Raw genomic sequence first — 21,093 nt, 5'->3', positions numbered from 1 at the left:
TGTTTGAATACATCGAGGTTTTCTACAATAGGATTCGTAGGCACTCTGCGATCGGGCATATAAGCCCAGCAGAGTATGAGCGCAAATGCGCCTAGTTAGAGTGTCTACTTTTTGTGGGTAAGACCAGAGCAGCAATCGGTACAAGAAATGAGAAAAGCAATATCATTTGTGACGATCCTATCGCTAAGCTTCGTAAGTCATGCAAATAGCGGAATAGAAGGAAGTTGGGAGTTGGAAGGGAACAGTGATAGATATTTTTTTGGAATAAATATTGCAAAAAGTGGCGATCACTTTACAGGCACTTATTGTGCAGTAGCACAGGGAGGCCTAAAAATGGATTGTGGAATTGATGAAGAAAAGGAATTTCTGATAAAGGAAGTATCATGCGCTAAGTATGAGCTTGAGTTTGAATCTCATTTCTCCGAAAGTAAAGGGAGAGCTTCCCTATCATTGCAAGAAGGAATTCTAACCTGGAGCTTGCTATCCGCACCTAAAGGCGAGCATTACGTCCCTACGGAGGCAAGGCTACATGCCAGTAGCGGCACATAACAAGCGCCTGTTGCCGTCCCTGCGGGGCTGGGACGTCCTATCCAATACTTCTCAGCTCCAAGTCCGCCCCAAAGCCGGGCGTTAACTGTAAGTATGAGAAAAGTACTTCTATTTATTTTGGTTCCTTTGACATTTTTGGCCTACCTTACAGCTTTTGGAGTGTTCGAAAGCTATGGTGGAATAGAGAAATTAAGCAAGAAAACTGGGTGGTTGTCACGAATAGTATTTTATCCACTGACATATGATGTTCCTGAAGGCTGGACACAAGATATTTCACGAGTTCTCGTCATCCCCGCAGCTATTCTATTCTTTGCAATGTCTATTGTTAGATACGCTCAAATGCTTTGTTCTAATACAGTATCAAAGGCTGTATCAACATTATTTGCCATGATGTGTAGCGGATGCATTTATTTGGCATTAGCTCAGTGAATTTATTGCAGTTAACAAGGCTGGCAAGGAGACATACGCTCCGGTGTTTAAATTTATGCCGATTGCCACGCTGGCATAAATTTAAATACCTACCCTGCGAACACTTCTAATGGAGTAGCAGGTAGGTCATGGCAAGGAAAGGTGTTACTGCAGCTGATTTTATGAAGCAGCTGGAGGCGGACACTCAATGTACCGCGCGCCGCCAAGAAAAAGAGGCATAAATTGAAAAGCTGGCGGCGGAATGCAAAGCTGATGAAAAAGGGATCTTGGCTGAATTAGACGAAATTGGTACAAACGTCAATTATGTTTGGGATCTGGTGAACAATGGGCCTAATCCGCCGTTGAAAACCAGTTTCATAGGGAGTTACGAAATCGCGTATCCGATTCTGGCTCGGCACCAGGGTATCTCGCACCACAAGCGCATTCGTGAGGGCCTCATAAGAGCCCTATCTGAACCTGATGCTTGTGAAGTGGCTGCACAACCGCTCATTGAGCAGCGTTGGGTTGAATCAAAGAAATCACTCCGTTGGGTCATAGTGAAAGGGCTTGAGGTGATGCTACCCCGAGTGGAGTTGCAGCGTTGCCCTGAAATTCAAGAGGCGTTTGATGTTGGGTATCTTTAACCAGTTGGTGAAGCCTACCGGTAATTCGCTGCGTCCCGACGGCTTAACCAAGGCATTATTTGCAGCATGAAAAGGAAGATAAGATGAATAAAGTATTTTTGTTTATAGTTGCGGTACTGTTGTCAGCTGTGTCTTCGGCAAAAGAGCCAGAATTTGACGCTGAAAAATTTGCAAATGAATACTTTCAGGCTTTTGTAGCCACTCAAGCGCCAGATGCTAAACCAGAAGATATTGAAAACTATCTATCTTTGCTAAAGGATGATGTAGGGAGCCAACATATACCTTTTGATACTGATGACTCTCGAAAGCCAGATGGAAAAGTTAGGATGCGCAAAGGCATGACGTACTATTTAGGCTCCCATGACAAGTATAAAGCTGAGCTTCTTGATGTAGTCACATTTGGCAAGAATGGTATGGCAATCCGCTACACGCAGGAGGCCAGCGGTGTGCATCCCGATAACGGTAAATACAACAGTTACAGCAATCAGTTGTTAGTCGTCCTGGAGGTAGAGGAGGGCAAAGTTGGTGTCATACGTATTTACAATGTCCAGTAGACCGCACATAACAGGTGCAGGCAGTCTGCTTCGGCCCTTCAGCCCTCCGTGGGGTGGCCTACGCTACGCTTCGGCCGCCTCTTTTGCGAACGTTAGGTGTAAGGAGCAAGAATGAACGCTGATGAAATGTTCCCTGTCTTCTTTGGTATATGGGGTGTCTTGGGTCTTATTGGCTTCGTCATATTCTTTTTGGGAAAGGATGCTCAGCTCAAGCGTAAGTTGTGGAAGCCCTTTGTAATAGCTACTGGTGCTCTGTTTATCGGTTTTGTTTGCTTTATGGGCTTCGGAGGTGAAACTCTATATATAATGGTGCCAGCCACGGTATTGATTACCTTCCTTAATATTAGGTCAACAAAGTTCTGTGATGCATGCGGCAAAACTATTATCAACCAAAATTTTTTAGTCGAACCGGAGTTTTGCTCAAAGTGTGGAGAAAAATTGCAGTGAGACATTGGGAAAGCGCCAGTACGGTTGCGTACTGGTCTCGTTGCGCACGCAACAATTTTCCCGCCTAGGCTGGTTCTCAAGTGATGGAGAGTCGGAGATGGGTATTGCTATTTTGGGGTGCCTGGTTTTGGTTGTTAGCGTTCTACAGATACGATTTCCGGGGTTGGCCAGGACATTGAAAAATTCGGAGCCTGAAATATGGGAGAAATTGGGTTCACCTTCTGGCTATTCCTTCTCGGACCTGGGAAATACTTTTTCTCTATATGCCTGGGTCCTTTCAAAAAAATTCCTGGATTCCGAAAAGTCAATAATTATTGAGGAAGGCGAGAGGGCTCTTAAAAAGGCGCGTCTAGTAAGATGTGGAATTATTGTCGGCGTTGCACTAATTGTTTCAGGTTTCGCTCTAGTCCTGGTGCAGTCTATTGCTTAGCAAAGGCTGGTGGTTAGGCTTGAAGTCTTAGGTCCTCTGCGGGATAGTTTGCATTGCGCAGCTTTTTGCGCTACCCATGCGCTTCCAGCATCACGTATAAAGTGCACAAAATAAGCTGCCCCTGCAGGTGGCGTAATGCGAGAATCAATTTGAGAAAATTAACAGTTTTCCTGGTTTTCAACTTCCCGCTTTCTGGATTGGCGGTTGATGTGACTTCAGTCGAGGTTAATCTTTTCTATAACGAAAGTGGTTCTTTCCCGGAGAATATACTGGAGGCTGAGAACTTCTTCCTGTGGAATACTGTTATCGGGGAGGGGAGTGCTTCGGAGCCAGTGACCGGTTCTTGGTTAAAGTGCAATTCGAAGCCCGAGTGAAAAGTATGTAACAGATAGTGTTGATCTGAAAGTGCTGGCAAAGGATTCTGTGAAATCCTGTACCCTGAAGTTTACTCTGGAGTTCTATTCAATGAGGCCGGCTCAGCTTATCGAGCTTCAATCGTCGCTGGCCATAATTGCCAGCCGCTTGTAATTGAGGTTGGCAGTGTTGAAAAGGTTGTTGAGTTCTCTTGTGGTGAGTAAGCGCAGAATCAGGGAAAACAGACGAGGGCTAACTATGTACACATTACGCGCTATCCCTGTGCTCCATTATCGCGATCGCGGGTACCGTGCACATACCTGGTTGTAATTTAAGCATTGGTCACTTTAGTGATCTCAAAATGCATAACAAGGAAAGAAGGATTTTAACAGTATGAAGGAATATCTTTTCATGGCCCTGCTGGCTATGTCATCCACGGCCAGCGCTATTATCATCAGAGACGACATTGACGATGAGAGGTATCAAATCCCTGCCTCTGCACTACCAGCATTGGCCGATTTCCCGGGTGAAGGGCATGGTGCCCTGATATCCCCTGAATGGGTTGTTACCGCCGCGCATGTGGTTTGCATGCAGGATATCGAAGAGATCACCATTAACGACCTGCCGCGTAAAGTTGAATCCGTAGTCGTTCACTCTGGACACAAGATGCCACCTGACACACTGGTCAAAGAGGCGTTGGCCTCTGGTGACGGCACTGAGCTGCGGGCATTTCTCGCGTCATCCGACGACATTGCACTTGTTAAGTTGAGGGCAGCTGTGACCGATGTGAAGCCAATTTCTCTCTATCGTGGCAGCGAGGAAATGGGCAGGCGTGTCCAGCTAATCGGCAAGGGCGCCACGGGCAATGGCAAAGAAGGTTCGGAGCCCGACGCCGCACATCGCACCACTTTGCGCAGGGCCTTTAACGTGATCTCCAGTGTTGATACACGCTGGATTTCCTACACGTTTGATTCGCCAAATTCTGGCGTTCCACTCGAGGGGATGGCGGGTAATGGCGATAGCGGAGGGCCGGTCCTTGTCAAGGAAGGGGGCCAATGGCAACTTGCCGGGCTTGTCTCCTGGGACTCCAGTCAAAGGGACTTACGTACGTATCGTGGCGCGCGCTACGGTGATGGCGGAAACAATGTTCGCATCTCTCATTACATAGCTTGGATAGAAAGCAAAATATCTCCGGACAACCAAGTGCAGAGGCCGGATCGGTAAGAGGCTAACTATTGGCTGCAGGCGGATAATCCAAGCCATGGTTGGGCGCGGCATAGATTGCAATCTTAATGTTCAGGGCGCTCAAGGAGGAGTTATGAAAAAGGACCTGTTCATTGCGGATTCACTTGTCACTCTATTCTGCTTTTACCATCTGGCCAGAGTTTTTGGCGCAATTGTGGCTGGCGAGAATTTGAGCGTAAATTCCTACATTTATATGCTGCTCGGGTTGTTTAGCTTATCGGTTTTGAAGCTATATGCCGCATTCAAGGAAACCGGAGCGCTGGAGAACGGAAATCTCATCGCGCTTTATCTGCAGAGAAAGGCTTTAGAAGAGCAAAAGAAGATCGATGATCTCAGGCGTGGAAGCTCTTTAAGTTGGATAAACCATCCCGCCATAGGTAACCCGGTATGAGAGCAATAGGCACGGGCCAAATAAACGCCGGCAGCAATGCTCACGGCCTTTGTGCCCCTGCGGCCCAGCTTAGCATTTGAGTGCTCTGCGGGGACTATTTACTGCTATTTTGCCTATCGAGGGGCCAAAGTGGGCCGTCACTGTTCATGCCTCTGAGCTCACACTCAAGTCAGTTGTGTTTGGGGAGGGGAAGACATGCCAGAGAAAACCGTTAGTCGAGGGGCAGCTAAAGCTGCAACCGCTCGCCAGTGGATCAGGTTGGTTGCGGTATATCTCCTTATCCCGCTGATTTTGTTGATATCTGGTGGCGACCTTGGTTGGTGGCAGGCATGGCTCTATTCCCTGTTGCTCATAGCGGCCGGTTTGGGCGGGCGCATGTGGGCTGAAATGCGGCACCCTGGACTGATGGCCGAACGGCAGAATATTGAAAACTTCCAGAACGCAAAAGCCTGGGACAAGGTGCTTGCTCCACTGATGGCAGTGAGTATCGGGCTACCTATGGTCATCGTCGCAGGGCTGGACCATCGGTATCACTGGTCTCCAGGCTTCCCCCTATGGCTTAACCTGACGGGCTTCGTGCTGGTCTGCCTCGGATATGCCTTCGCTGCCTGGGCATTGGTGGAGAATCGCTTTTTCTTTAGCGTGGTGTGTATTCGGGCCGATCTTGGGCATATGGTCTGTGACAGTGGCCCCTACCGGCTTGTCCGGCACCCGGGCTATGCGGGAAATATTCTTGCACTGTTCGGTATTGCTGCTGCCCTGGGCTCGGTATGGACGCTGATTCCTGCGGCGGTGGCTTCAATCATCGCGGTGATTAGAACCGTGCTTGAAGACCGGGCCCTACAGAAAGAGTTGCCGGGCTATCGGGACTATGCGTGGCGCGTGCGTTATCGATTGCTTCCGGGGATATACTGAGAGTTCTGTGTGCTGATCCCCCCGGCCAGGGGTTGCGGACACTCAAGTGAGTTAGCCAACTGATGCCGGACGCCGAGCAGCTGCGCTGGTTAGTGCGGGGCTGTATGTAAATTGTACGGCATGTCGCCTGGTTATGCATACTGTTGGGGCGATTAATAGCTGTATAGATGAACAGTGTTTGTGTAGAGTGGTGGACTATAATCCCAATGCCCAGTACACAAAGGTGATTTATGATCAAGGGAAGCTGTTGTTGTGGGGTGGTCCAGTTCGAGTTAGCCGAGCAGCCAGTTATGATGGGGACATGTCATTGCAGCCGATGCCGGAAAGTGGGTGCAAGCAACCTGGTGTTTGTAAAATCGGAATATTTTCGGCTTGTGAGTGGGCGAGACCAGATATCAGTCTTTAAGGCCATACCTCCCTATAAATATGACCGTTGCTTTTGCTCGGCCTGCGGCACTGCGCTTGGTGAGATTTTATCGGAGGAAGAGTCATTTCCCCTGGCGGCTAACTGTATAGACGGGGATATTGGGCTTGAGAATCAATTCCATGAGTTTGTCTCGGAAAAGCCGGCCTGGCTGGAAATCGGCGATACAGCAAGGCAGTTTGATGAGCACCCCATCGAGCCATAGGCGAAGGCCTGGCCGGGAACTGAAAATCGGTTACCGGTGTGTGGGCGTAATGGCTTTGGCCTGGATATTTAGATGCTCAGGGTTTTAGGATATGTCGAGCTGCTATTGTCAATCCTGGCCTTATCATTAGCCTTATGGCCTGTATCCGGGCTTTGTGTGGACCGGGTTTACGGTTTTGATTGTGAGAGTTGGTTCATATTTGGCGTGAATATATTTGCGCCTGTTGGGCTGATACTGCTTCTCTGTTCTCTCTTGACATTAAAGCTGAACTCGCTGGCTCCCCAATACGCACTGGCTTCAGGTTCTTTGATTGTTATGGGGTATTGGCTTGCGCATGCTGTATAGAAAAATGCTTAACAGGTGCAGGGACCGTGCCGCCAGGAGCGCTGGAGGCTGTCCTGTACGACGAGTGTTGAATGCCAGGATGAGGCGCTATTGAAAATGAAGCGAGCTGTTCACCTGCCTCTGCTGGTTGCCGGTTTGTCGACCGCAGCTGGAGGTATCGCATTTGTATATAACTGGCAGTGCTACGACGGCGGCTGGCCTTACTTCGGCATTGTTCTTTTGCCCGGTAACCTTGTGCTGTCGTTGTTTACCGAGGAGATCGACTTCTGGCCCAAGCTGGCCCTGCAGATGAGTGGGCAGTTCCTGGTTACGTTCACTGTTGCCGTCTGTGGCGTCAGGATGATCGGGTGGCTGAAGGGATGCCTGGGTGGCAGTCGGCCGTAGATTATCAGGCCGCCCGACCGGTGCCATCCGGCAGGCATCCGGAATGCTCGTCATAGCAAGCGTTATACGATTGACTTGATCAGCCCGCCTTCTGCCTTGATGCTGGCGCCATTGATGGCTGAGCTCAGGGGGGAGGCAATAAAGGCAACGATACTGGCGATTTCTTCCGGCTTGATAAAGCGCTGAATCAGCGAGTCGGGCTCGGTCTCGCGGAAGAACTCGGACACAAACTGTTCTTCGGACTTACCCTGTACCCTGGCGCTCTCTGTCAGCCAGCTGCTGACGCCTTCGGTCAGGGTAGGCCCTGGCAGGACTGAGTTTACGGTGATGTCGGCGCCGCATCCCTGGGTCAGGTTGGCCAGGCCGCGGCCGATTACGATCTGCGCGCCCTTGGTCATGGAATAGTGCACCATGCTCTCCAGGCCCCGCATACCCGCCTCGCTGGCAATATTGATCACCCTGCCAAAATCCCTCTTCAGCATCCCGGGGAAATAGTGACGGGACAGGCGCACGGTGCTCATCACGTTTGCGCTGAAGAAGGCCTGCCATTCATCGTCGTTGATTTCCTCGAAGGGCTTCGGATTGAAGATGCCCATGTTGTTGATGAGGATATCGATCCCGCCGGTGGCATCAATTTCTCTGCAGATGTTGTCGCAGTCGTCAGTGTCAGCCAGGTCGCCTTCCACTGCCAGTACGTCACCGTGGGAAGAAAGTTCGCTTACTACCTTTCCTGTATCACTGCGGCCGTTGATGATGACGCGTGCGCCCTCATCTAGCAGGGCAGTGGCTATGGCCCTGCCAATCCCCTTGGTGGAGCCGCTGACAAAGGCCGTCTTTCCCTTGAGTTGTAAATCCATTTTCCGGGGCTCCCCTGGCTTCCATCTCTTTGTGCGGATATCCGCGGTCGCCCGATCAATCGATAAGCCTACGCGGTTCAGAACCAGAGTATAGGCGGCCCGTATGCGACCGCGCCCCAGGCAATGATGAGCCCGATCTGTGGATCTCGCGCAGAAGCTGCCCTACGCATTGTGGGGGCGCAAAACACACACCTGGTCGCCGTAGTAGTTGTCCTCATAGTTGCACTCGGTCTCTTGGGACTGTGTGCGGATACCCGTTCCGGTCAATCTACTTAAGATGGTCATCTGTCGCTCCTTTCCTGCTTCAGGGGTGGGGGGGGAATTACCCCCTGGTGTTTCAGTGTGGCCAGATTAGCTTCCGCGGCCTTGCGCGTGAAATGGCTTTTCTCACTCAGCTTGATAAGTGGAGGCTATTAGTTGGCGCTCTTTCATTGTTGGCCACTGGACTCCGTCGACGCCAGCGGGGAGGTTCAGCACAGGTTAAGTCCGGGCCCGGCAGGGTATTGGCAGGGAGCCCCGGCAAGCGGGCTCATCTGTCCGGGAGTAGAGCCTATGTTCAGGCAAGTTGTTGTAGCACTGCTGTTGTCCGCTTTGGCTGCACAGGCCAGCGCCCTGCGCTGCGGCAACCGAGTGGTGCAGGAGGGGGATCTCAAGATCGGGGTGCTGGAGAAATGCGGCGAGCCCATCCTGCACGAGCAGATCGGTTACGTGGATGCGCTCAAGACCGAGCGGCGGGTGACGGTGCTGAAGATCGACGAGTTGGTCTACCGGATCAATGGCGATCTGCTGAGCCTGGTCTTTGAGGGCAACCGGCTGGTGAAGATCCGCAGGGGGGAATAGACCGGGTCCGGCTGTCAGGCCGGCGCTGGTTCGGGGGCCGGCTCGCGGTAATCGGCAACCCGGTTGCGACCCTCCTGTTTGGCCTGGTAGAGCGCCCTGTCGGCCTCGACCAGCAGGGTTTCCAGGTTGTTGCAATTGTCCTTGTGGGCGAGACCGATACTTGTGGTGAACGTCAGTATCCCGGCGGGAGACGGGACCGTGATGGTGGTAACGGCAGCGCGGAGCCTTTCGGCGGTCTGCTGTGCATTCTGCCTGCTGCCGGTGACCAGCAGCCCGAATTCCTCACCACCAAGGCGTCCGAAGACGTCGGTTTCGCGAATATTGTCCAGCATGCAGCGGGTGAACCGGCGCAGGGCCTCGTCCCCGACGGCGTGGCCGTGGCTGTCGTTGATTGCCTTGAAGTGATCCAGGTCAAACATCAGCAGGCTGCAGCCCCGTCCGTTGTGTCTCGCCAGGTGGATTTGCCGCTGTGCTTCATCAATAAAGCTGCGCCGGTTGCAGATGCCGGTCAGGGGGTCGGTGCGTGCTTCCAGCTCGGCGCGCTGTCGGGCCGCCTCCAGTTCGTGGGTTCGTTCGCACACCATGGCTTCCAGTTCTGCCTTGGAGCGCTCCAGCTGCTGCCGGTACTGCTGTTCTGCGGTCCGCTTTTCCTGGCCCAGGCTGCGCACCCGGATTCCCATGGCCGCCATGATGGTGAGCATTTCTGTAAACGAGGCAATGGGCGGCCAGTAGTAGTTGAACAGGTTGTGCCCTACAACACCCAGATCCCGCAGGGCCTGCGTAAACAGGCCGGTAACCAGCAGGCCCCAGGCCAGTGCAAACACAGCCGCCGCCCCCGAGCCCTGTCGCCAGCGGGCGATTGCCACCAGCGTTACCACCGGGTAGAGCAACAGGGCCACAGTAATCGTGACCAGGGCCACTACTTTTAATTGCAGTGTGGCGCCGATCAGGAGCAGGGCGGCATTGGCCATCATCAGCACCAGCACCCGGTCGAGTCGCGGTGTATACCGGCGGCTCTGCAGGAACAGGCGTGCGAATGCGAGCCCGCACAGGATGCTGACTGCCCCAGTAATGGACATGTAGTGCCACTGGAACTGTTCGCGAAGCAGGTACTGGTGTGTGAATCCCAGAATGGTGCCCCAGGCCGCGACCTTGGACAGGGCATAAACCGAATAGAAATAGAAAGTACGCTCGCCGGTGGAAACACCGCATACCAGCGAGAAGACCGCCATCAGGAAGAAACCACCAAACAGGAACGCGATAACACTGTTCTCGAGTAGCTGGGTCTTGCGCAGATTATCGGGAGTCCAGATGCGCATCGACGGGAAGACAAACCCGGCTTCCGCGGAGCTGAACCGCACCAGTAGCTCCCTGTGCTGGCCCGGCTGCAATTCCAGCGGCAGGATGAAACGGTGATGGTCAATCGGCCGCTGGTCGAAGGGAGCCTGCATCGACAGCCGGGCCAGCCCGTGATACTGGCCGGTTCCCGGTGTCGGGCGCTGGTAGGCGGCCAGCTCGATCAGCTGGTGATCGACATATTCCAGGTTGAGGGTTACGGGGCGGGGCGAGGGGTTGTGCAGGACAAAGTGCGACCAGAAAGCCCCCCTCTTCAAGCCCGTGGAGCCGGCCGACTTTAGTGGCTTGAATGCACCTTCCGCATGGGCCCGGGCGGCCTCCTCGACACCACTGCTGTCGGTGTGGTCGTGCCAGGTCTCCAACTGGCCCGTGCGCCTGCTGCCGTTTTCTTCCCCTGTCACCACGATCAACTCGCTGGCGAGCAGGGGCGCTGGCAGGGCACCCAGTAATACGGCCAGGAGGAAAAACAGCCCCCGCGAGAACGGATAGGCTGTAAAAATGCGCTTTTTGTCGTTCATTATTGTGTTTATTTTGCAGTGGGGCATGTGAACACGGGCGGTCGAAATCACAAAGGTTGCGGACCTGCTTCACACTTTTGGTAGATTACTACAGTCTGCCGCTGAGGATAAGGTGGTTCGCTGTGGATAAAGTACCGGCATAAAACCGGTCTTGTGGCTCGTTAAAAAAACAGGAAATATCGTTCAGTCAGCCAGCCTGATCCCCGGATGCTCAATCAGTCGAATCCTGGCGCCGGGTGCGGATAATTGATGCTGAAGTGGTTATTGTTGAAGCGAACGTTCGGTAAGTTTTCCGCAGAGGATTATGGAAGGAAACAGGAATGATACTGAGCCATGTCTCCCTAGGCGTGGACGATGTCACCGCGTCTGTACAGTTCTACGATGCGGTGCTCGCGCCCCTCTCGACCGTCGCTCACACTATGAAGCGGGCGTGGCTGCGTCCTATGGTGATGGCCTGGAGTTCTGGGTGGGCATCCCTTGTGAGGGGCGGCCCAGCGCCGGCAATGGTGTCCATGTCGCATTCAACGCGCCCAACCGCGACTCGGTCGATGCTTTTTACCGGATCGGACTCGAGCAGGGTGGGCGGTGTGCCGGCAGGCCGGGACTGCGCCCGGAATACAGCGACTCGTATTATGCTGCTTTTATACTCGACCTGGACGGCAATAAAATCGAGGCAGTAGCAACCTGAGGCCCAACCTGGGGCAGTAACGGCCGCTACCGCCCCGTCGTTCAGCGCTGCTCGCCCCTCAGCCCCAGAACTACCTCCTGTAGATTTTCTGCCCGCGCAGAGGCCGCATCCAGCGGCTTACCGGCCACCACGCTGACCCGCGACCAGAATCGCTTTGGCAGCCTGGTAAAGGCGTTGCCGCCCTTGTGACTGAAAAAGCTGCCCCAGAGGCCGCGCAGGGCCATGGGAATCACCGGTACCGGATTCTTCTGCAGTATTTTCTCAATGCCTGCCCGGAAGGGAGCCAGCTCGCCATCTTTGGTCAGCTGGCCCTCGGGGAAGATGCACAGCAGGTCGCCGTTCTCAAGGGCCTGCTCAATTTCCACAAAAGCCTGTTCGTAGCCTTCCGGGTCTTTCTGCCGGGAGCAGATGGGAATCGCGCGGCCGGTGCGGAAAATAAAGTGCAGCACCGGGATCTCGTAGATGGGCTTGTACATGATAAAGCGGATGGGGCGGCGCACCGCGCCGGCCAGCAGCAGCGCATCCACGTAGCTCACATGGTTGCAAGCGATGATGGCCGGCCCTTCGGCGGGGATCTGCTCCAGCCCCTCGTGCTTCACCCGGTACATGGTGTGGGACAGCAGCCATACCAGCAGGCGCATGGCGAATTCCGGAACCCGGTTGAACACGAATACTGCAACCGCCGCGTTCATCAGCGCCATTACCATAAAGAACTGCGGAATGGTGAAGTCCAGTACGCTCAGGAAGACAATCCCCAGTATCGCGGAAATCACCATAAACAGGGCGTTCATGATGTTGGTCACCGCAATAACGCGGGCCCGCACGGCTTTGTCTGTACGGTCCTGGATCATGGCGTACAGCGGCACGATATAGAGCCCGCCGAACACGCCGATCAGCGCCAGGTGTAGTAGGAAGCCCTTGGCGCCCGCGCTGGCCCAGAAGGCTGCCAGGGAGGTCTCGGCCAGCGGTGACAGGCCGCCGCCGATCACCGACAGCATGATGCCACCATAAGTCAGGCCGGCGGCCCCCAGGGGCACCAGGCCCAGTTCAATACGGCCGCCGGAAAGGCGCGAGCAGAGCAGGGAGCCGATGGCCACACCCACGGTGAAACTGCACAGCAGCAGGGCCACCAGCGGTTCGTCACCACCAAGCACGTTTTTGCCGAAGCTGGGGATCTGGGTCAGGTAGGCGGCGCCCAGCAGCCAGAACCAGGAGATGCCGATAATCGAGTAGAAGATGGCCGGTGTTTTGGTGATTTCCCGCAGCAGGCGCGCGGTCTGGGTGACCGGGTTGAGCTCGATCTTCAGGTCCGGTACCGGTGCCGGGGCGCTGGGGATGGCGCGGCACACCAGGTAGCCGGCCACCGCGATGCTGATAATCAGCACGCCGATCCACTGGCTGCTGCTGCCCGCATCGCTGGCGCCACTCAGCACCGTACCGACAATGGTGCCGCCGAGGATGGCGACGAAGGTCGCCATCTCCACAAACGCGTTGCCGCCCACCAGCTCCGAGCGGCGCAGGTGCTGGGGCAGGATGGCGTACTTGATGGGCCCGAAAAATGCCGACTGTACGCCCAGCAGGAACAGTACCAGAAGGCACAACGCGTTGTTGCCCAGTACCAGCGCAGTGACGCCCAGGATACTGATGCCGATTTCCGCCAGCTTGATACGCCGGATCAGCAGGCGCTTGTCGTACTTGTCCGCCAGTTGGCCGGCGGTGGCGGAGAACAGGAAGAACGGCAGGATAAACAGGCCCGCGGCCAGGTTGTTGAGCGCGTTGGCCTGGTCCGCCGCCAGCCGGAAGGCAATCATCACCATCAGCGCGCTCTTGAACACATTGTCATTGAAGGCGCCGAGAAACTGGGTGAGGAAGAAGGGCAGGAAGCGCCGGGTACCCAGCAGGCGGAATTGACCGGGGTTAGCCATGGGCGGGTCTCTTGTTTCCATTTTTCCCTATGGTACGCAAATTCAGGCGCAATGAAATCTGCGCGGGGAAGATGCATTCACCAATGTAAAGTCTCCTTGACATAAGTCGGTGGTGCCCCTAGGGTAGGTAAAGCACGCTTTACATACAGGGGAAGGCATAATCACAACAACATGGAGAAGAAGATTGATGCGTCACGATAAACTGCCCTCTGAAACCCGGAGTCACCATATTTTACGCAGCAATGGGAGGCTCGCTCTCTGGACCGGCGCCTGGTTGCTGACCACTGCCCTGATGACGTTTGGCGCCCGCCTGTTCTGGGCCGGTAACGGGATCCTTACCCTGCTGGCGATTGCGCTGAACCTGCTGGCCGGGGCATCTATGATCCTGGCCACGATCCGGCACCTGCAGGTCCAGGATGAACTGGAACGCAAACTGTTCCTGGATTCGGCCGCCATCACCCTGGGTGTGGGGCTGGTGGGTGGGATCGCGTGGGAATTCTACGGTAACCAGCCCGGCTCGCCCTTTGCCCCGCAGATTTCGCACCTGGTCCTGTTGATGGGAGTCACCTTCCTGGTGAGCCTGGTGACAGCCTCCCGGAGGCTGCGGTGAAAAATCATCTCAAGTCCCTGCGGGCCGAGCGCGGATGGACCCAGGCCCACCTGGCGGAGAAGCTGGGGGTGTCACGGCAGACAGTGGTGGCGATCGAGAAGGGCAAGTATGACCCCAGCCTGCCGCTGGCTTTCAGCATTGCGCGGGTTTTCGGCCTCGCGATTGAGCAGGTCTTTATCGACGAATCCCGGCAATAGCACTGTCGGCCCCGGTCTGTCCGGGACTCAGCCGATTCCCTGGGCGTAAACGGCGCTGGCCACACGCCGGAATGCGGCCAGGTTGGCCCCGCGATGGTAGTTGATGTAGCCGTCATCACCCTCGACGTCGGCAATACACTGGCGGTGGATATCCTGCATGATTTCCAGTAGTTGCTGGTTCAGTCGTTCCTGGTCCCAGCGGGTGAAAGAGGCATTCTGCGCCATTTCCAGCCCGGACAGCGCCACGCCCCCGGCGTTGGAGGCCTTGCCTGGCGCATGGGGAACACAGGCCTTGTGAAAGGCCTCCACGGCTTCTGCGGTACAGGGCATATTGGCGCCCTCTGCCACCAGCGTGACACCGTTTTCAATCAGCGCCCGCGCATCGTCGCCATCCAGTTCATTCTGGGTGGCGCAGGGCAGCGCGATATCGCAGGGAAAGTGCCAGGGCCTTGCGCCCTGGTGCCACTCGCCGCCGCCGGCATCCGCCATCCGGGTAAGTAATTTTGTCGAACCGGCCCGGTGGTCCATGGCCTCCTCTATGAGCTCCTGGGGAATACCATTCTTGCAGTAGAGAGCACCCTTGCTGGAGCTGAGCGACACCACTGTGGCACCCAGGTGCCCCGCCTTCAGTGCGGCGTGCAGGGCCACATTGCCGGCACCGGATATCGCGATTACCTGCCCGTCCACCTCCTCGTCCCGCTTCGCCAGCATGCAGCGCAGGAAATAGACCAGACCGTAGCCGGTGGCTTCCATGCGAACATGACTGCCGCCGAACTCGATGTCCTTGCCGGTCAGGGCGCCGCTAAAGGTATTTGCCAGCCGGCGGTACTGGCCGAACATATAGCCGATCTCACGCCGTCCCACGTTGATATCGCCGGCCGGCACGTCGGTGTTTTCGCCGATATGGCGATAAAGCTCGTCCATAAACGCCTGGCAGAAACGCATGATCTCCCGGTCTGAGCGTCCGCGCGGGTCGAAATCGGCGCCACCCTTGCCGCCACCAATGGGCAGGCCGGTCAATGCATTCTTGAAGGTCTGTTCGAAAGCCAGGAACTTGAGGATCGATTCATTGACTGTCGGATGGAAGCGGATGCCGCCCTTATAGGGACCGATGGCGCCACAATACTGCACGCGCCAGCCGCGATTTACATGTATATCGCCGTTGTCATCTTCCCAGCAAACACGGAATGAGATGATCCGGTCGGCCTCGCACAGGCGGGGCAGGACACAGGCGTCATACCATTCACTTTTCTCCCGGTAGAGGGAAAATACATCCCCGGCCACATCGTCGATGGCCTGCAGGAACTCCTCCTCGCCCGGATTGCGTTGCTTTACCCACTGCCTGAACTGCTCCAGGCTTTCGTCGTTTTTCACAGGTGCTCCCCATCAACAGGTGAGTTTTCCGGATGTGGCTATCCCAGCCAATTATGGTCCCCAGGGTCGGTTACTTTACGAAAGCAGTTTAATCCCACGACAGTATCCATTCCATCGTAAGCAGACCTACGATAGGGTGGTGGCAGAGGTTCACATTATTCATGGTGACACCTGCGGTCCGGGCTGTTGTGCCGCTGCACGGTTTTGCTGCAAAACCCGCGAGATGGAGACCGACATGGGAAATTTCGACAGGAATAAAGGTTACGTGGCCATTCTGGGCTGGAGCCTGAATGCAATTGACGCAATCGACCGGTTCGACCGGCGTTACGTGATTGTTGCACCGTCCTGGGCCGAAGAGTACGCCAATAAGCACGATATTCCGTTTATTTCCTGGAACTTCGAGCGGCTCAATGAACGTTCGATGGAAATCGCCAAGAGACTGAAAGACGAGGGGGTGGATGTAGCCATCCCGCTGTTTGAAGAGACGGTGGAGTGGGCCGGGGCGATCAACGCTGTGTTGCTGGATAACCCGCGCCTGATGGGGCAGTCATTGCTGTTCCGCGACAAGGCACTGATGAAACGCAGGGCACAGCTGGGCGGTATTCGCGTGGGTATTTTCGAGGAGGCCCAGGACAAGGGGGATGTTATCCGCTTCCTGACGCGCGTGAACCAGGCACTGCTCAAGCTGGACGGCGACCCCAACGACCCGATCCACCTGAAGGCTTTCGATAAGGCCGGTTGCCTGGGCCACAGGGTGGTCCGCACTGCCGAGGATGTCGACAATATTCCCGACGAGGAATTCCCTTTCCTGATGGAGAGCCACCTGGATGGCTGGGAATTTGCGGTGGAGGCCTTTATCAAGAATGGCAAAATCCATTTCATGAACATTTCCGAGTATGTGACCCTCGGCTACTCGGTGTTTGTTCCGGCGACACCGGACCTGGAGAAATGGCGCCCGCGGGTGGAGGAGGAAATCCAGAAGCTGATCGATACCTTCGAGATCGATTTCGGCTTTATCCACCCGGAGTATTTTGTCACCAGCGACGGCAAGATGTATTTCGGCGAGGTGGCCTATCGCCCGCCGGGTTTCAATGCGTTTGAGCTGATTGAGCGGGCCTACGGTTTTAATGCCTACCAGGCCATGGTGATGATGTTCGACCCGAAAACCACCGATGAGGAAATCGAGGCATTCTTCCCGAAGGAGGTGGTGGATGCTAAAGGCCATGCGGGCTGTTTCGGGGTCTATCCGCGCCGGCGGGTAGTCAATGAACTGAAGATCCCCGATGCCACTGAGAACCATGCCTATTTTGAGTTTCACGAACTCCAGTCACCGATGCAAAACAAGGTGCCCAAGCGCAGTGCCTTCGGCACCCACTGGGGCCTGGTGTATTTCTTTGGTGACGATCCCTACCAGCTGCGCGACCTGCTCAAGGCCCAGGAAGAACTGGATTACTACCTCTAGAGCCTTGGGCGGTCACGGGAGCAGGGCGCCGGCAATGCCCGGCCCTGTCCGGGCGCGGCACAGGTCCGGGTACCGCGCCCGGTGCGCTGTGCCCGGTAATTTACAGGCAGGTGGGCTAAACTCGCCTGTCTGATGAAGCTGAGCAGGTTGGTGAAGTGGAAAGCCGGCAACTGATCGACAAACTGGAATATGCCATTGAGCAGCTGGAGCAGGCGCGCCCGTTCAACAAGGTGCGCTTTCGCTCTGCGGTACTGGACGTGGGCGGGCGCCTCGCCGGCGAGCCGGGTGGCGTCGACGCGCTGTACCAGCTGGCGGCGCGGTGTGACCGGGCGGGGATTTTTGCCGATACCCCCTGGGACCAGCCCGCGACCCTGCTGCCTGGGCTGGTGCGCAATACCCTGGAGCAGGGTGACCGGCAGACAGTGCTGATAGAACTTCTCAGCCAGTTGCGGCTGCTGGCCGTCAGCAATGGGGTTTACACCCATGCGGGAATTCCCGCGGAACAGGCACGTCATTTCCTTGCCCAGGTGATGGCCCTCAACCTGGATCACCTGCTAGCCGGCCCCGGTGAGGCGATGCGCGCGCGACTGGGGCGTACCAGTACCGCAGTTTCCGGGGTGTTCCGCTACCTGCTCGAAAACATCGGTTTTGCGGATATCCTTGGCAGCCTCGTGCACGAGGTACGCCGCATCATGTCGCAGCGCCCATTGCAGGTGGACAGTGTCAAGTCGATGATTACCCAGATCGCCCTGGCCCGTAGCCGCGGGGAGGGCGGCAATGGCGCTGCGGCGGCGGATGCTGATCGCCTGGTCAGCAACCTGTTTGGCCCCACGGCAACCTGCGCCGATGATCCGGGCGTCCAGCTTTACCTGGAACGGGTTGTCCGGCTGTCCGCCGGGGAACTGGAGTCGGAGGCAAGCGCATTCGCCCGGGCCATGCATGAGAACGGACTGGTCTCGGACTACCATGCGGTCTTCCTGCGTTGGCTGGCACTTGCTGATGTGGACCTTCCGATAGCGCGCGAATCACTGCAGGCCCTGGCCCTGGGGCTCAGCAGCACCGGTCTCGATGCGCTGCGGACCTTTCATGACCTGGTGGGGCGCTTGATCGAGGGGGCAGTGCACATAGGCACCGCCCAGAGTGTTTATGGCCTGGCCCTGATACTCGAGAGCGGCATGCTCTACTCGGCGCCGGTGGCACCGGCCCTCTGGCGCCAGATTGACCTGCGATTATCGCCAGTGTGCGCAGAGATACAGTCGACAGTGTTCGGCACCCAGGTCACACCGGCAACGCGCCTGCTGGCCGGTACTATCCAGGTACTGGGGCAGCCGCTGGGTATCGGCCAGGGGAATAACCCTACCTGCCAGGCGGCGCGGGCCATTTCCATGTGGGCCTCCAATGACCCGGACTACCTGCTGCACCTGATTTCCCGTGCCGCGCATTTTGATGAGATCGTGCTGCATTTCGAGGGGGAGCCGATTTCCTCGGCCGGGGCCGCAGGGGCAATGATCCCGTTGGATACCGACCCGGTTTCGGTATTGCTGGTGCCGCACCTGGACCTTATCTACCGCCTTATGGGAGAGTTGTGTGCGGGCCGCGGTGATGACCCGCACCGCTGGATCAATCCCGAACTGCACGGCTGGTGGGTGGGGCGCGAGTGTTTTCTCGCCGTGGACATCCAGACCGGTGGCCTGCGTGACTATGATGCATTCCTGCACCGGTTCTATTGCAGTTATCACCCATTTTACAACGGCAACCAGCCTATCATTCATCCACAGCCCGCCGGACTGGCGGTGACCGACAGCACCGGCATCTTTGTCGGCTGGCATGCGATCACATTAATCCGTGTGGCGCTCGACGGCGACAACGTCATGCGGCTGTATTTCTTCAATCCCAACAATGACAGCGGCCAGGACTGGGGCGCCGGGGTCAAGGTGTCGACACATGGGAACGGCGAGCGCCATGGCGAGGCGTCGCTGCCGTTTGCCGAGCTTGCCTCCCGTCTCTACCTGTTCCACGACGACACCGAGGCCCTGGTGCCCACCACCGCGCCGGACGCGGCGGAACTGCAGGAAGTAAAGCAGATGGCCCTGTCCAGCTGGGCTGCAGGCCGCGATGCCACCGCGCAAGCCCCTACGGTTGCCGGCAGTAGCGCGCAGGGTTAGTGCCGGGCCAGCCCCTGGATATACCGCTTAGAAAGGGTTCAGTGTGTAGCCCTGTTGTTGCAGGAGCGCATGGGCCGTCATGGCGGAGAGGGCCATTTCCACACCAGGTAACAGCTGGGCTTTGCCGATTCCCAGATGGGCGGCGGACTGGCCGCAGATCATCACCCGGACTCCCTGCTCCTCCAGTGCCGCCAGCAGTTTTGCATTGGGGTTGGCTTGTCCGTACTTTTCCCGGTGGGCACTGTCATTGAGCAGGTCAAATCCGGCCTTGCCATGGACCACCAGCGCCAACTGGATGTTATCCGGGTCTACACCTGCCCGGGCATGCATATTCAGGAAACGGGCCAGGCTGTTGAATTTCCTGTTTAGCTCTCCTTTACCTGACTTGTCCACTGCATCGAAGGCCACCTTGAATTGCTGGTTTGGCTGCAGTGGGTGGTCCTGAATCACCGGCGCAGTTTTACCGTATTCCTTTATCACTGGACCGGGTGTGAATTCAGCGGCAGCTATGGTGGGAATCCACATTGATGCAGAAACGGCAACAAGGTACTGACGGATTTTCATTGAAATTTCTCGCTGTTATTGTTGTTGCGTCTTTTTCAGTAAACCGGCCTTTTCAGAAGCTGCCGGGGCTCTCCCACCCGGTGAGCCAGTTGCATCAAGGAAGGCGCGCACCTGGTCCGGGTGGTCGGTAAAGAGCCCGTCGATGCCGATATCCTCGATAAACAGGGCGAGTAACCTGTCAAACTCCCCCAGCACTGGCGGGACTTCCTCGCTGTCGGCACGGAAAGTATAGGGGTGCACCCGCAGACCGAGGGCCTGGGCTCTCCGGGATATGCCGTTGTCGTTGATGGCGTTTTCCGCTGGAGTCACCAGCATCATTGCCCAGGGGCCGATACCGTCGGCATACCCGGCGATCTTTTCCAGCCCTTTGGGGGTCAACATCCAGTCGTAGCTGTAGTTGACCCAGTGACCTCCCTGCTGGACCTTTTTCTCGCCCCAGCTGGTGGCGGCAACCAGTTGTACCAGCGGCAGGTCCATGTCCATTGCCGGCATCAGTTCCCCGTCGATGCGCTGTAGCTCCTCGGCATCGAAACTCTGCAGGAAGATTTTACTGGTTTTGTCGGTATACCCGTACTGCTTCAGTGTCTCAAGGGTGCGCCGTGCAATGTCGCGGCCCTCCCGGTGGTGGAACCAGGGTTGCTTGATCTCCGGGTATATGCCGACCTCGTATCCAAGGCTCTTGTTCAGGCCCTGGATCAGCTCTATCTCTTCTTCAAGGGTGGAAAGCTGGAAGCTGGATTTCCAGAGCGGGAATCGCCCGGGATATTTTGGCTTTCGCTCCTCGATATCACCTTCGAAAGTCTCGGTTACCCGTAAACGCTTCAGTTCGGGGAGAGTGAAGTCGATGGTGTAAAAGTGGCCATCTTCGCGGGCGCGACCCGGGAATACACGGGCAACGTCCGTTACCTGGTCGAGGTGGATGTCATGCATCACGATCAGGTGCCCATCCCGGCTCAGGACCAGGTCCTGTTCGATATAGTCCGGGCGCATTCCGTAGGCCAGGGCCTTGGATTCAAGTGTGTGTTCGGGGAGGTAGCCGGACGCCCCCCGGTGGGCGATCACCAGTGGGTCATCCCGGTCGGAGGCGGTAGCGGTATTGGCATATGGCACCAGCAGCTGGGTGCAGAGAGCAATGGCGGTGAAAAAGCTTGCGGTAACTGGTGTTATTTTCATGAATGATACCTGCCGGGGCTATACGGTCAGAATCAGTTTGCCATAGTCATTGTCACATTGTTGTGACGG

General features: G+C 56.2%; 24 protein-coding genes. 18 read left to right on the top strand and 6 right to left on the bottom strand.

The genetic code is table 11. The annotated features are described in order from the left end of the window. The 12 genes from ACH6CX_RS14305 to ACH6CX_RS14250 all read left to right on the top strand — a co-directional run. Positions 1-95: IS3 family transposase (locus tag ACH6CX_RS14305; protein ID WP_396675611.1), on the top strand; the 95-nt coding region annotated here is incomplete at its 5' end. A 52-nt stretch (positions 96-147) separates the two neighbouring features. After that, positions 148-549, top strand: a complete 402-nt coding sequence (locus tag ACH6CX_RS14300) for a hypothetical protein (protein ID WP_232940978.1) — start codon at positions 148-150, stop codon at positions 547-549. A 93-nt stretch (positions 550-642) separates the two neighbouring features. Next, on the top strand, positions 643-978 hold the full coding sequence (locus tag ACH6CX_RS14295; protein ID WP_232940979.1) for a hypothetical protein: 336 nt from the start codon (positions 643-645) through the stop codon (positions 976-978). A gap of 266 nt (positions 979-1,244) precedes the next feature. Next, on the top strand, positions 1,245-1,601 hold the full coding sequence (locus ACH6CX_RS14290) for a hypothetical protein (protein WP_232940980.1): 357 nt from the start codon (positions 1,245-1,247) through the stop codon (positions 1,599-1,601). Between the two features lie 83 nt (positions 1,602-1,684). Then, positions 1,685-2,155: a nuclear transport factor 2 family protein gene (locus ACH6CX_RS14285; protein WP_232940981.1), complete on the top strand. Its 471-nt coding sequence runs from the start codon at positions 1,685-1,687 to the stop codon at positions 2,153-2,155. Positions 2,156-2,266: 111 nt separating this feature from the next. Next, complete coding sequence (locus tag ACH6CX_RS14280; RefSeq protein ID WP_232940982.1) at positions 2,267-2,602, top strand: hypothetical protein; 336 nt, start codon at positions 2,267-2,269, stop codon at positions 2,600-2,602. Between the two features lie 97 nt (positions 2,603-2,699). Beyond that, complete coding sequence (locus tag ACH6CX_RS14275; protein WP_232940983.1) at positions 2,700-3,032, top strand: hypothetical protein; 333 nt, start codon at positions 2,700-2,702, stop codon at positions 3,030-3,032. Between the two features lie 747 nt (positions 3,033-3,779). Further along, entirely contained in the window at positions 3,780-4,610 is an 831-nt protein-coding gene (locus ACH6CX_RS14270) for a trypsin-like serine protease (RefSeq protein WP_232940984.1), read from the top strand. 94 nt (positions 4,611-4,704) lie between these two features. Then, complete coding sequence (locus ACH6CX_RS14265; RefSeq protein WP_232940985.1) at positions 4,705-5,022, top strand: hypothetical protein; 318 nt, start codon at positions 4,705-4,707, stop codon at positions 5,020-5,022. A 195-nt stretch (positions 5,023-5,217) separates the two neighbouring features. Then, complete coding sequence (locus ACH6CX_RS14260) at positions 5,218-5,937, top strand: isoprenylcysteine carboxylmethyltransferase family protein (RefSeq protein ID WP_232940986.1); 720 nt, start codon at positions 5,218-5,220, stop codon at positions 5,935-5,937. Positions 5,938-6,167: 230 nt separating this feature from the next. After that, on the top strand, positions 6,168-6,566 hold the full coding sequence (locus ACH6CX_RS14255; RefSeq protein ID WP_232940987.1) for a GFA family protein: 399 nt from the start codon (positions 6,168-6,170) through the stop codon (positions 6,564-6,566). A gap of 441 nt (positions 6,567-7,007) precedes the next feature. Beyond that, a complete protein-coding gene (locus tag ACH6CX_RS14250; RefSeq protein ID WP_232940988.1) occupies positions 7,008-7,295 on the top strand; it encodes a hypothetical protein in 288 nt (95 codons plus the stop codon). A 62-nt stretch (positions 7,296-7,357) separates the two neighbouring features. On the opposite strand, the gene ACH6CX_RS14245 is transcribed toward ACH6CX_RS14250, so the two are convergent. Continuing rightward, positions 7,358-8,152 (bottom strand): SDR family NAD(P)-dependent oxidoreductase, encoded by a 795-nt coding sequence (locus ACH6CX_RS14245; protein ID WP_232940989.1) that lies wholly within the window; start codon positions 8,150-8,152, stop codon positions 7,358-7,360. 552 nt (positions 8,153-8,704) lie between these two features. Here ACH6CX_RS14245 and ACH6CX_RS14240 point away from each other — a divergent pair. Next, positions 8,705-8,992, top strand: coding sequence for a DUF2845 domain-containing protein (locus ACH6CX_RS14240; RefSeq protein ID WP_232940990.1), 288 nt, complete (start codon positions 8,705-8,707; stop codon positions 8,990-8,992). A gap of 14 nt (positions 8,993-9,006) precedes the next feature. Here the strand turns inward: ACH6CX_RS14240 and ACH6CX_RS14235 are convergent, their stop codons facing one another. After that, a complete protein-coding gene (locus ACH6CX_RS14235; RefSeq protein ID WP_232940991.1) occupies positions 9,007-10,866 on the bottom strand; it encodes a diguanylate cyclase in 1,860 nt (619 codons plus the stop codon). A 430-nt stretch (positions 10,867-11,296) separates the two neighbouring features. Here ACH6CX_RS14235 and ACH6CX_RS14230 point away from each other — a divergent pair, with 430 nt between their 5' ends. Continuing rightward, positions 11,297-11,554: a VOC family protein gene (locus tag ACH6CX_RS14230; protein ID WP_232940992.1), complete on the top strand. Its 258-nt coding sequence runs from the start codon at positions 11,297-11,299 to the stop codon at positions 11,552-11,554. Positions 11,555-11,595: 41 nt separating this feature from the next. Here ACH6CX_RS14230 and ACH6CX_RS14225 read toward each other — a convergent pair whose 3' ends face one another. Beyond that, positions 11,596-13,479 carry an MFS transporter gene (locus ACH6CX_RS14225; protein ID WP_232940993.1) on the bottom strand — a complete coding sequence of 628 codons (1,884 nt, stop codon included), beginning with the start codon at positions 13,477-13,479 and terminating at the stop codon, positions 11,596-11,598. Between the two features lie 187 nt (positions 13,480-13,666). Here ACH6CX_RS14225 and ACH6CX_RS14220 point away from each other — a divergent pair, with 187 nt between their 5' ends. Together ACH6CX_RS14220 and ACH6CX_RS14215 are read left to right on the top strand one after the other, a co-directional pair. Further along, entirely contained in the window at positions 13,667-14,089 is a 423-nt protein-coding gene (locus tag ACH6CX_RS14220) for a hypothetical protein (protein WP_232940994.1), read from the top strand. Continuing rightward, positions 14,086-14,286: a helix-turn-helix transcriptional regulator gene (locus ACH6CX_RS14215; protein WP_232940995.1), complete on the top strand. Its 201-nt coding sequence runs from the start codon at positions 14,086-14,088 to the stop codon at positions 14,284-14,286. Before ACH6CX_RS14220 ends, ACH6CX_RS14215 begins: the two co-directional genes overlap by 4 nt. A gap of 27 nt (positions 14,287-14,313) precedes the next feature. On the opposite strand, the gene gdhA is transcribed toward ACH6CX_RS14215, so the two are convergent. Further along, entirely contained in the window at positions 14,314-15,660 is a 1,347-nt protein-coding gene (gene gdhA / locus ACH6CX_RS14210) for an NADP-specific glutamate dehydrogenase (protein ID WP_334078829.1), read from the bottom strand. Positions 15,661-15,895: 235 nt separating this feature from the next. On the opposite strand from gdhA, the gene ACH6CX_RS14205 reads away from it, so the two are divergent. Beyond that, complete coding sequence (locus ACH6CX_RS14205) at positions 15,896-17,122, top strand: acetyl-CoA carboxylase biotin carboxylase subunit family protein (protein WP_232940997.1); 1,227 nt, start codon at positions 15,896-15,898, stop codon at positions 17,120-17,122. A 155-nt stretch (positions 17,123-17,277) separates the two neighbouring features. Further along, complete coding sequence (locus tag ACH6CX_RS14200; protein WP_232940998.1) at positions 17,278-19,287, top strand: hypothetical protein; 2,010 nt, start codon at positions 17,278-17,280, stop codon at positions 19,285-19,287. 27 nt (positions 19,288-19,314) lie between these two features. On the opposite strand, the gene ACH6CX_RS14195 is transcribed toward ACH6CX_RS14200, so the two are convergent. Then, complete coding sequence (locus tag ACH6CX_RS14195; RefSeq protein WP_396675601.1) at positions 19,315-19,851, bottom strand: DsrE family protein; 537 nt, start codon at positions 19,849-19,851, stop codon at positions 19,315-19,317. A 15-nt stretch (positions 19,852-19,866) separates the two neighbouring features. Further along, complete coding sequence (glpQ, locus tag ACH6CX_RS14190; RefSeq protein ID WP_232941000.1) at positions 19,867-21,024, bottom strand: glycerophosphodiester phosphodiesterase; 1,158 nt, start codon at positions 21,022-21,024, stop codon at positions 19,867-19,869. Between the last annotated feature and the right edge of the window lie 69 nt (positions 21,025-21,093).

The organism is Microbulbifer sp. JSM ZJ756 (genome assembly GCF_044383805.1).
GTDB lineage: Bacteria > Pseudomonadota > Gammaproteobacteria > Pseudomonadales > Cellvibrionaceae > Microbulbifer > Microbulbifer zhoushanensis.
Note: the sequence above shows the minus strand (reverse complement) of the source record. Positions and strands in the feature narration are given on the sequence as shown.

Excerpts from the sequence above, each read along its gene's own strand:
- ACH6CX_RS14300 (WP_232940978.1), top strand. The coding sequence starts at position 148 with ATGAGAAAAGCAATATCATTTGTGACGATCCTATCGCTAAGCTTCGTA.
- ACH6CX_RS14295 (WP_232940979.1), top strand. The coding sequence starts at position 643 with ATGAGAAAAGTACTTCTATTTATTTTGGTTCCTTTGACATTTTTGGCC.
- ACH6CX_RS14285 (WP_232940981.1), top strand. The coding sequence starts at position 1,685 with ATGAATAAAGTATTTTTGTTTATAGTTGCGGTACTGTTGTCAGCTGTG.
- ACH6CX_RS14280 (WP_232940982.1), top strand. The coding sequence starts at position 2,267 with ATGAACGCTGATGAAATGTTCCCTGTCTTCTTTGGTATATGGGGTGTC.
- ACH6CX_RS14275 (WP_232940983.1), top strand. The coding sequence starts at position 2,700 with ATGGGTATTGCTATTTTGGGGTGCCTGGTTTTGGTTGTTAGCGTTCTA.
- ACH6CX_RS14270 (WP_232940984.1), top strand. The coding sequence starts at position 3,780 with ATGAAGGAATATCTTTTCATGGCCCTGCTGGCTATGTCATCCACGGCC.
- ACH6CX_RS14265 (WP_232940985.1), top strand. The coding sequence starts at position 4,705 with ATGAAAAAGGACCTGTTCATTGCGGATTCACTTGTCACTCTATTCTGC.
- ACH6CX_RS14260 (WP_232940986.1), top strand. The coding sequence starts at position 5,218 with ATGCCAGAGAAAACCGTTAGTCGAGGGGCAGCTAAAGCTGCAACCGCT.
- ACH6CX_RS14255 (WP_232940987.1), top strand. The coding sequence starts at position 6,168 with ATGATCAAGGGAAGCTGTTGTTGTGGGGTGGTCCAGTTCGAGTTAGCC.
- ACH6CX_RS14250 (WP_232940988.1), top strand. The coding sequence starts at position 7,008 with ATGAAGCGAGCTGTTCACCTGCCTCTGCTGGTTGCCGGTTTGTCGACC.
- ACH6CX_RS14245 (WP_232940989.1), bottom strand. The coding sequence starts at position 8,152 with ATGGATTTACAACTCAAGGGAAAGACGGCCTTTGTCAGCGGCTCCACC.
- ACH6CX_RS14240 (WP_232940990.1), top strand. The coding sequence starts at position 8,705 with ATGTTCAGGCAAGTTGTTGTAGCACTGCTGTTGTCCGCTTTGGCTGCA.
- ACH6CX_RS14235 (WP_232940991.1), bottom strand. The coding sequence starts at position 10,866 with ATGAACGACAAAAAGCGCATTTTTACAGCCTATCCGTTCTCGCGGGGG.
- ACH6CX_RS14225 (WP_232940993.1), bottom strand. The coding sequence starts at position 13,479 with ATGGCTAACCCCGGTCAATTCCGCCTGCTGGGTACCCGGCGCTTCCTG.
- ACH6CX_RS14220 (WP_232940994.1), top strand. The coding sequence starts at position 13,667 with ATGCGTCACGATAAACTGCCCTCTGAAACCCGGAGTCACCATATTTTA.
- ACH6CX_RS14205 (WP_232940997.1), top strand. The coding sequence starts at position 15,896 with ATGGGAAATTTCGACAGGAATAAAGGTTACGTGGCCATTCTGGGCTGG.
- ACH6CX_RS14195 (WP_396675601.1), bottom strand. The coding sequence starts at position 19,851 with ATGAAAATCCGTCAGTACCTTGTTGCCGTTTCTGCATCAATGTGGATT.
- glpQ (WP_232941000.1), bottom strand. The coding sequence starts at position 21,024 with ATGAAAATAACACCAGTTACCGCAAGCTTTTTCACCGCCATTGCTCTC.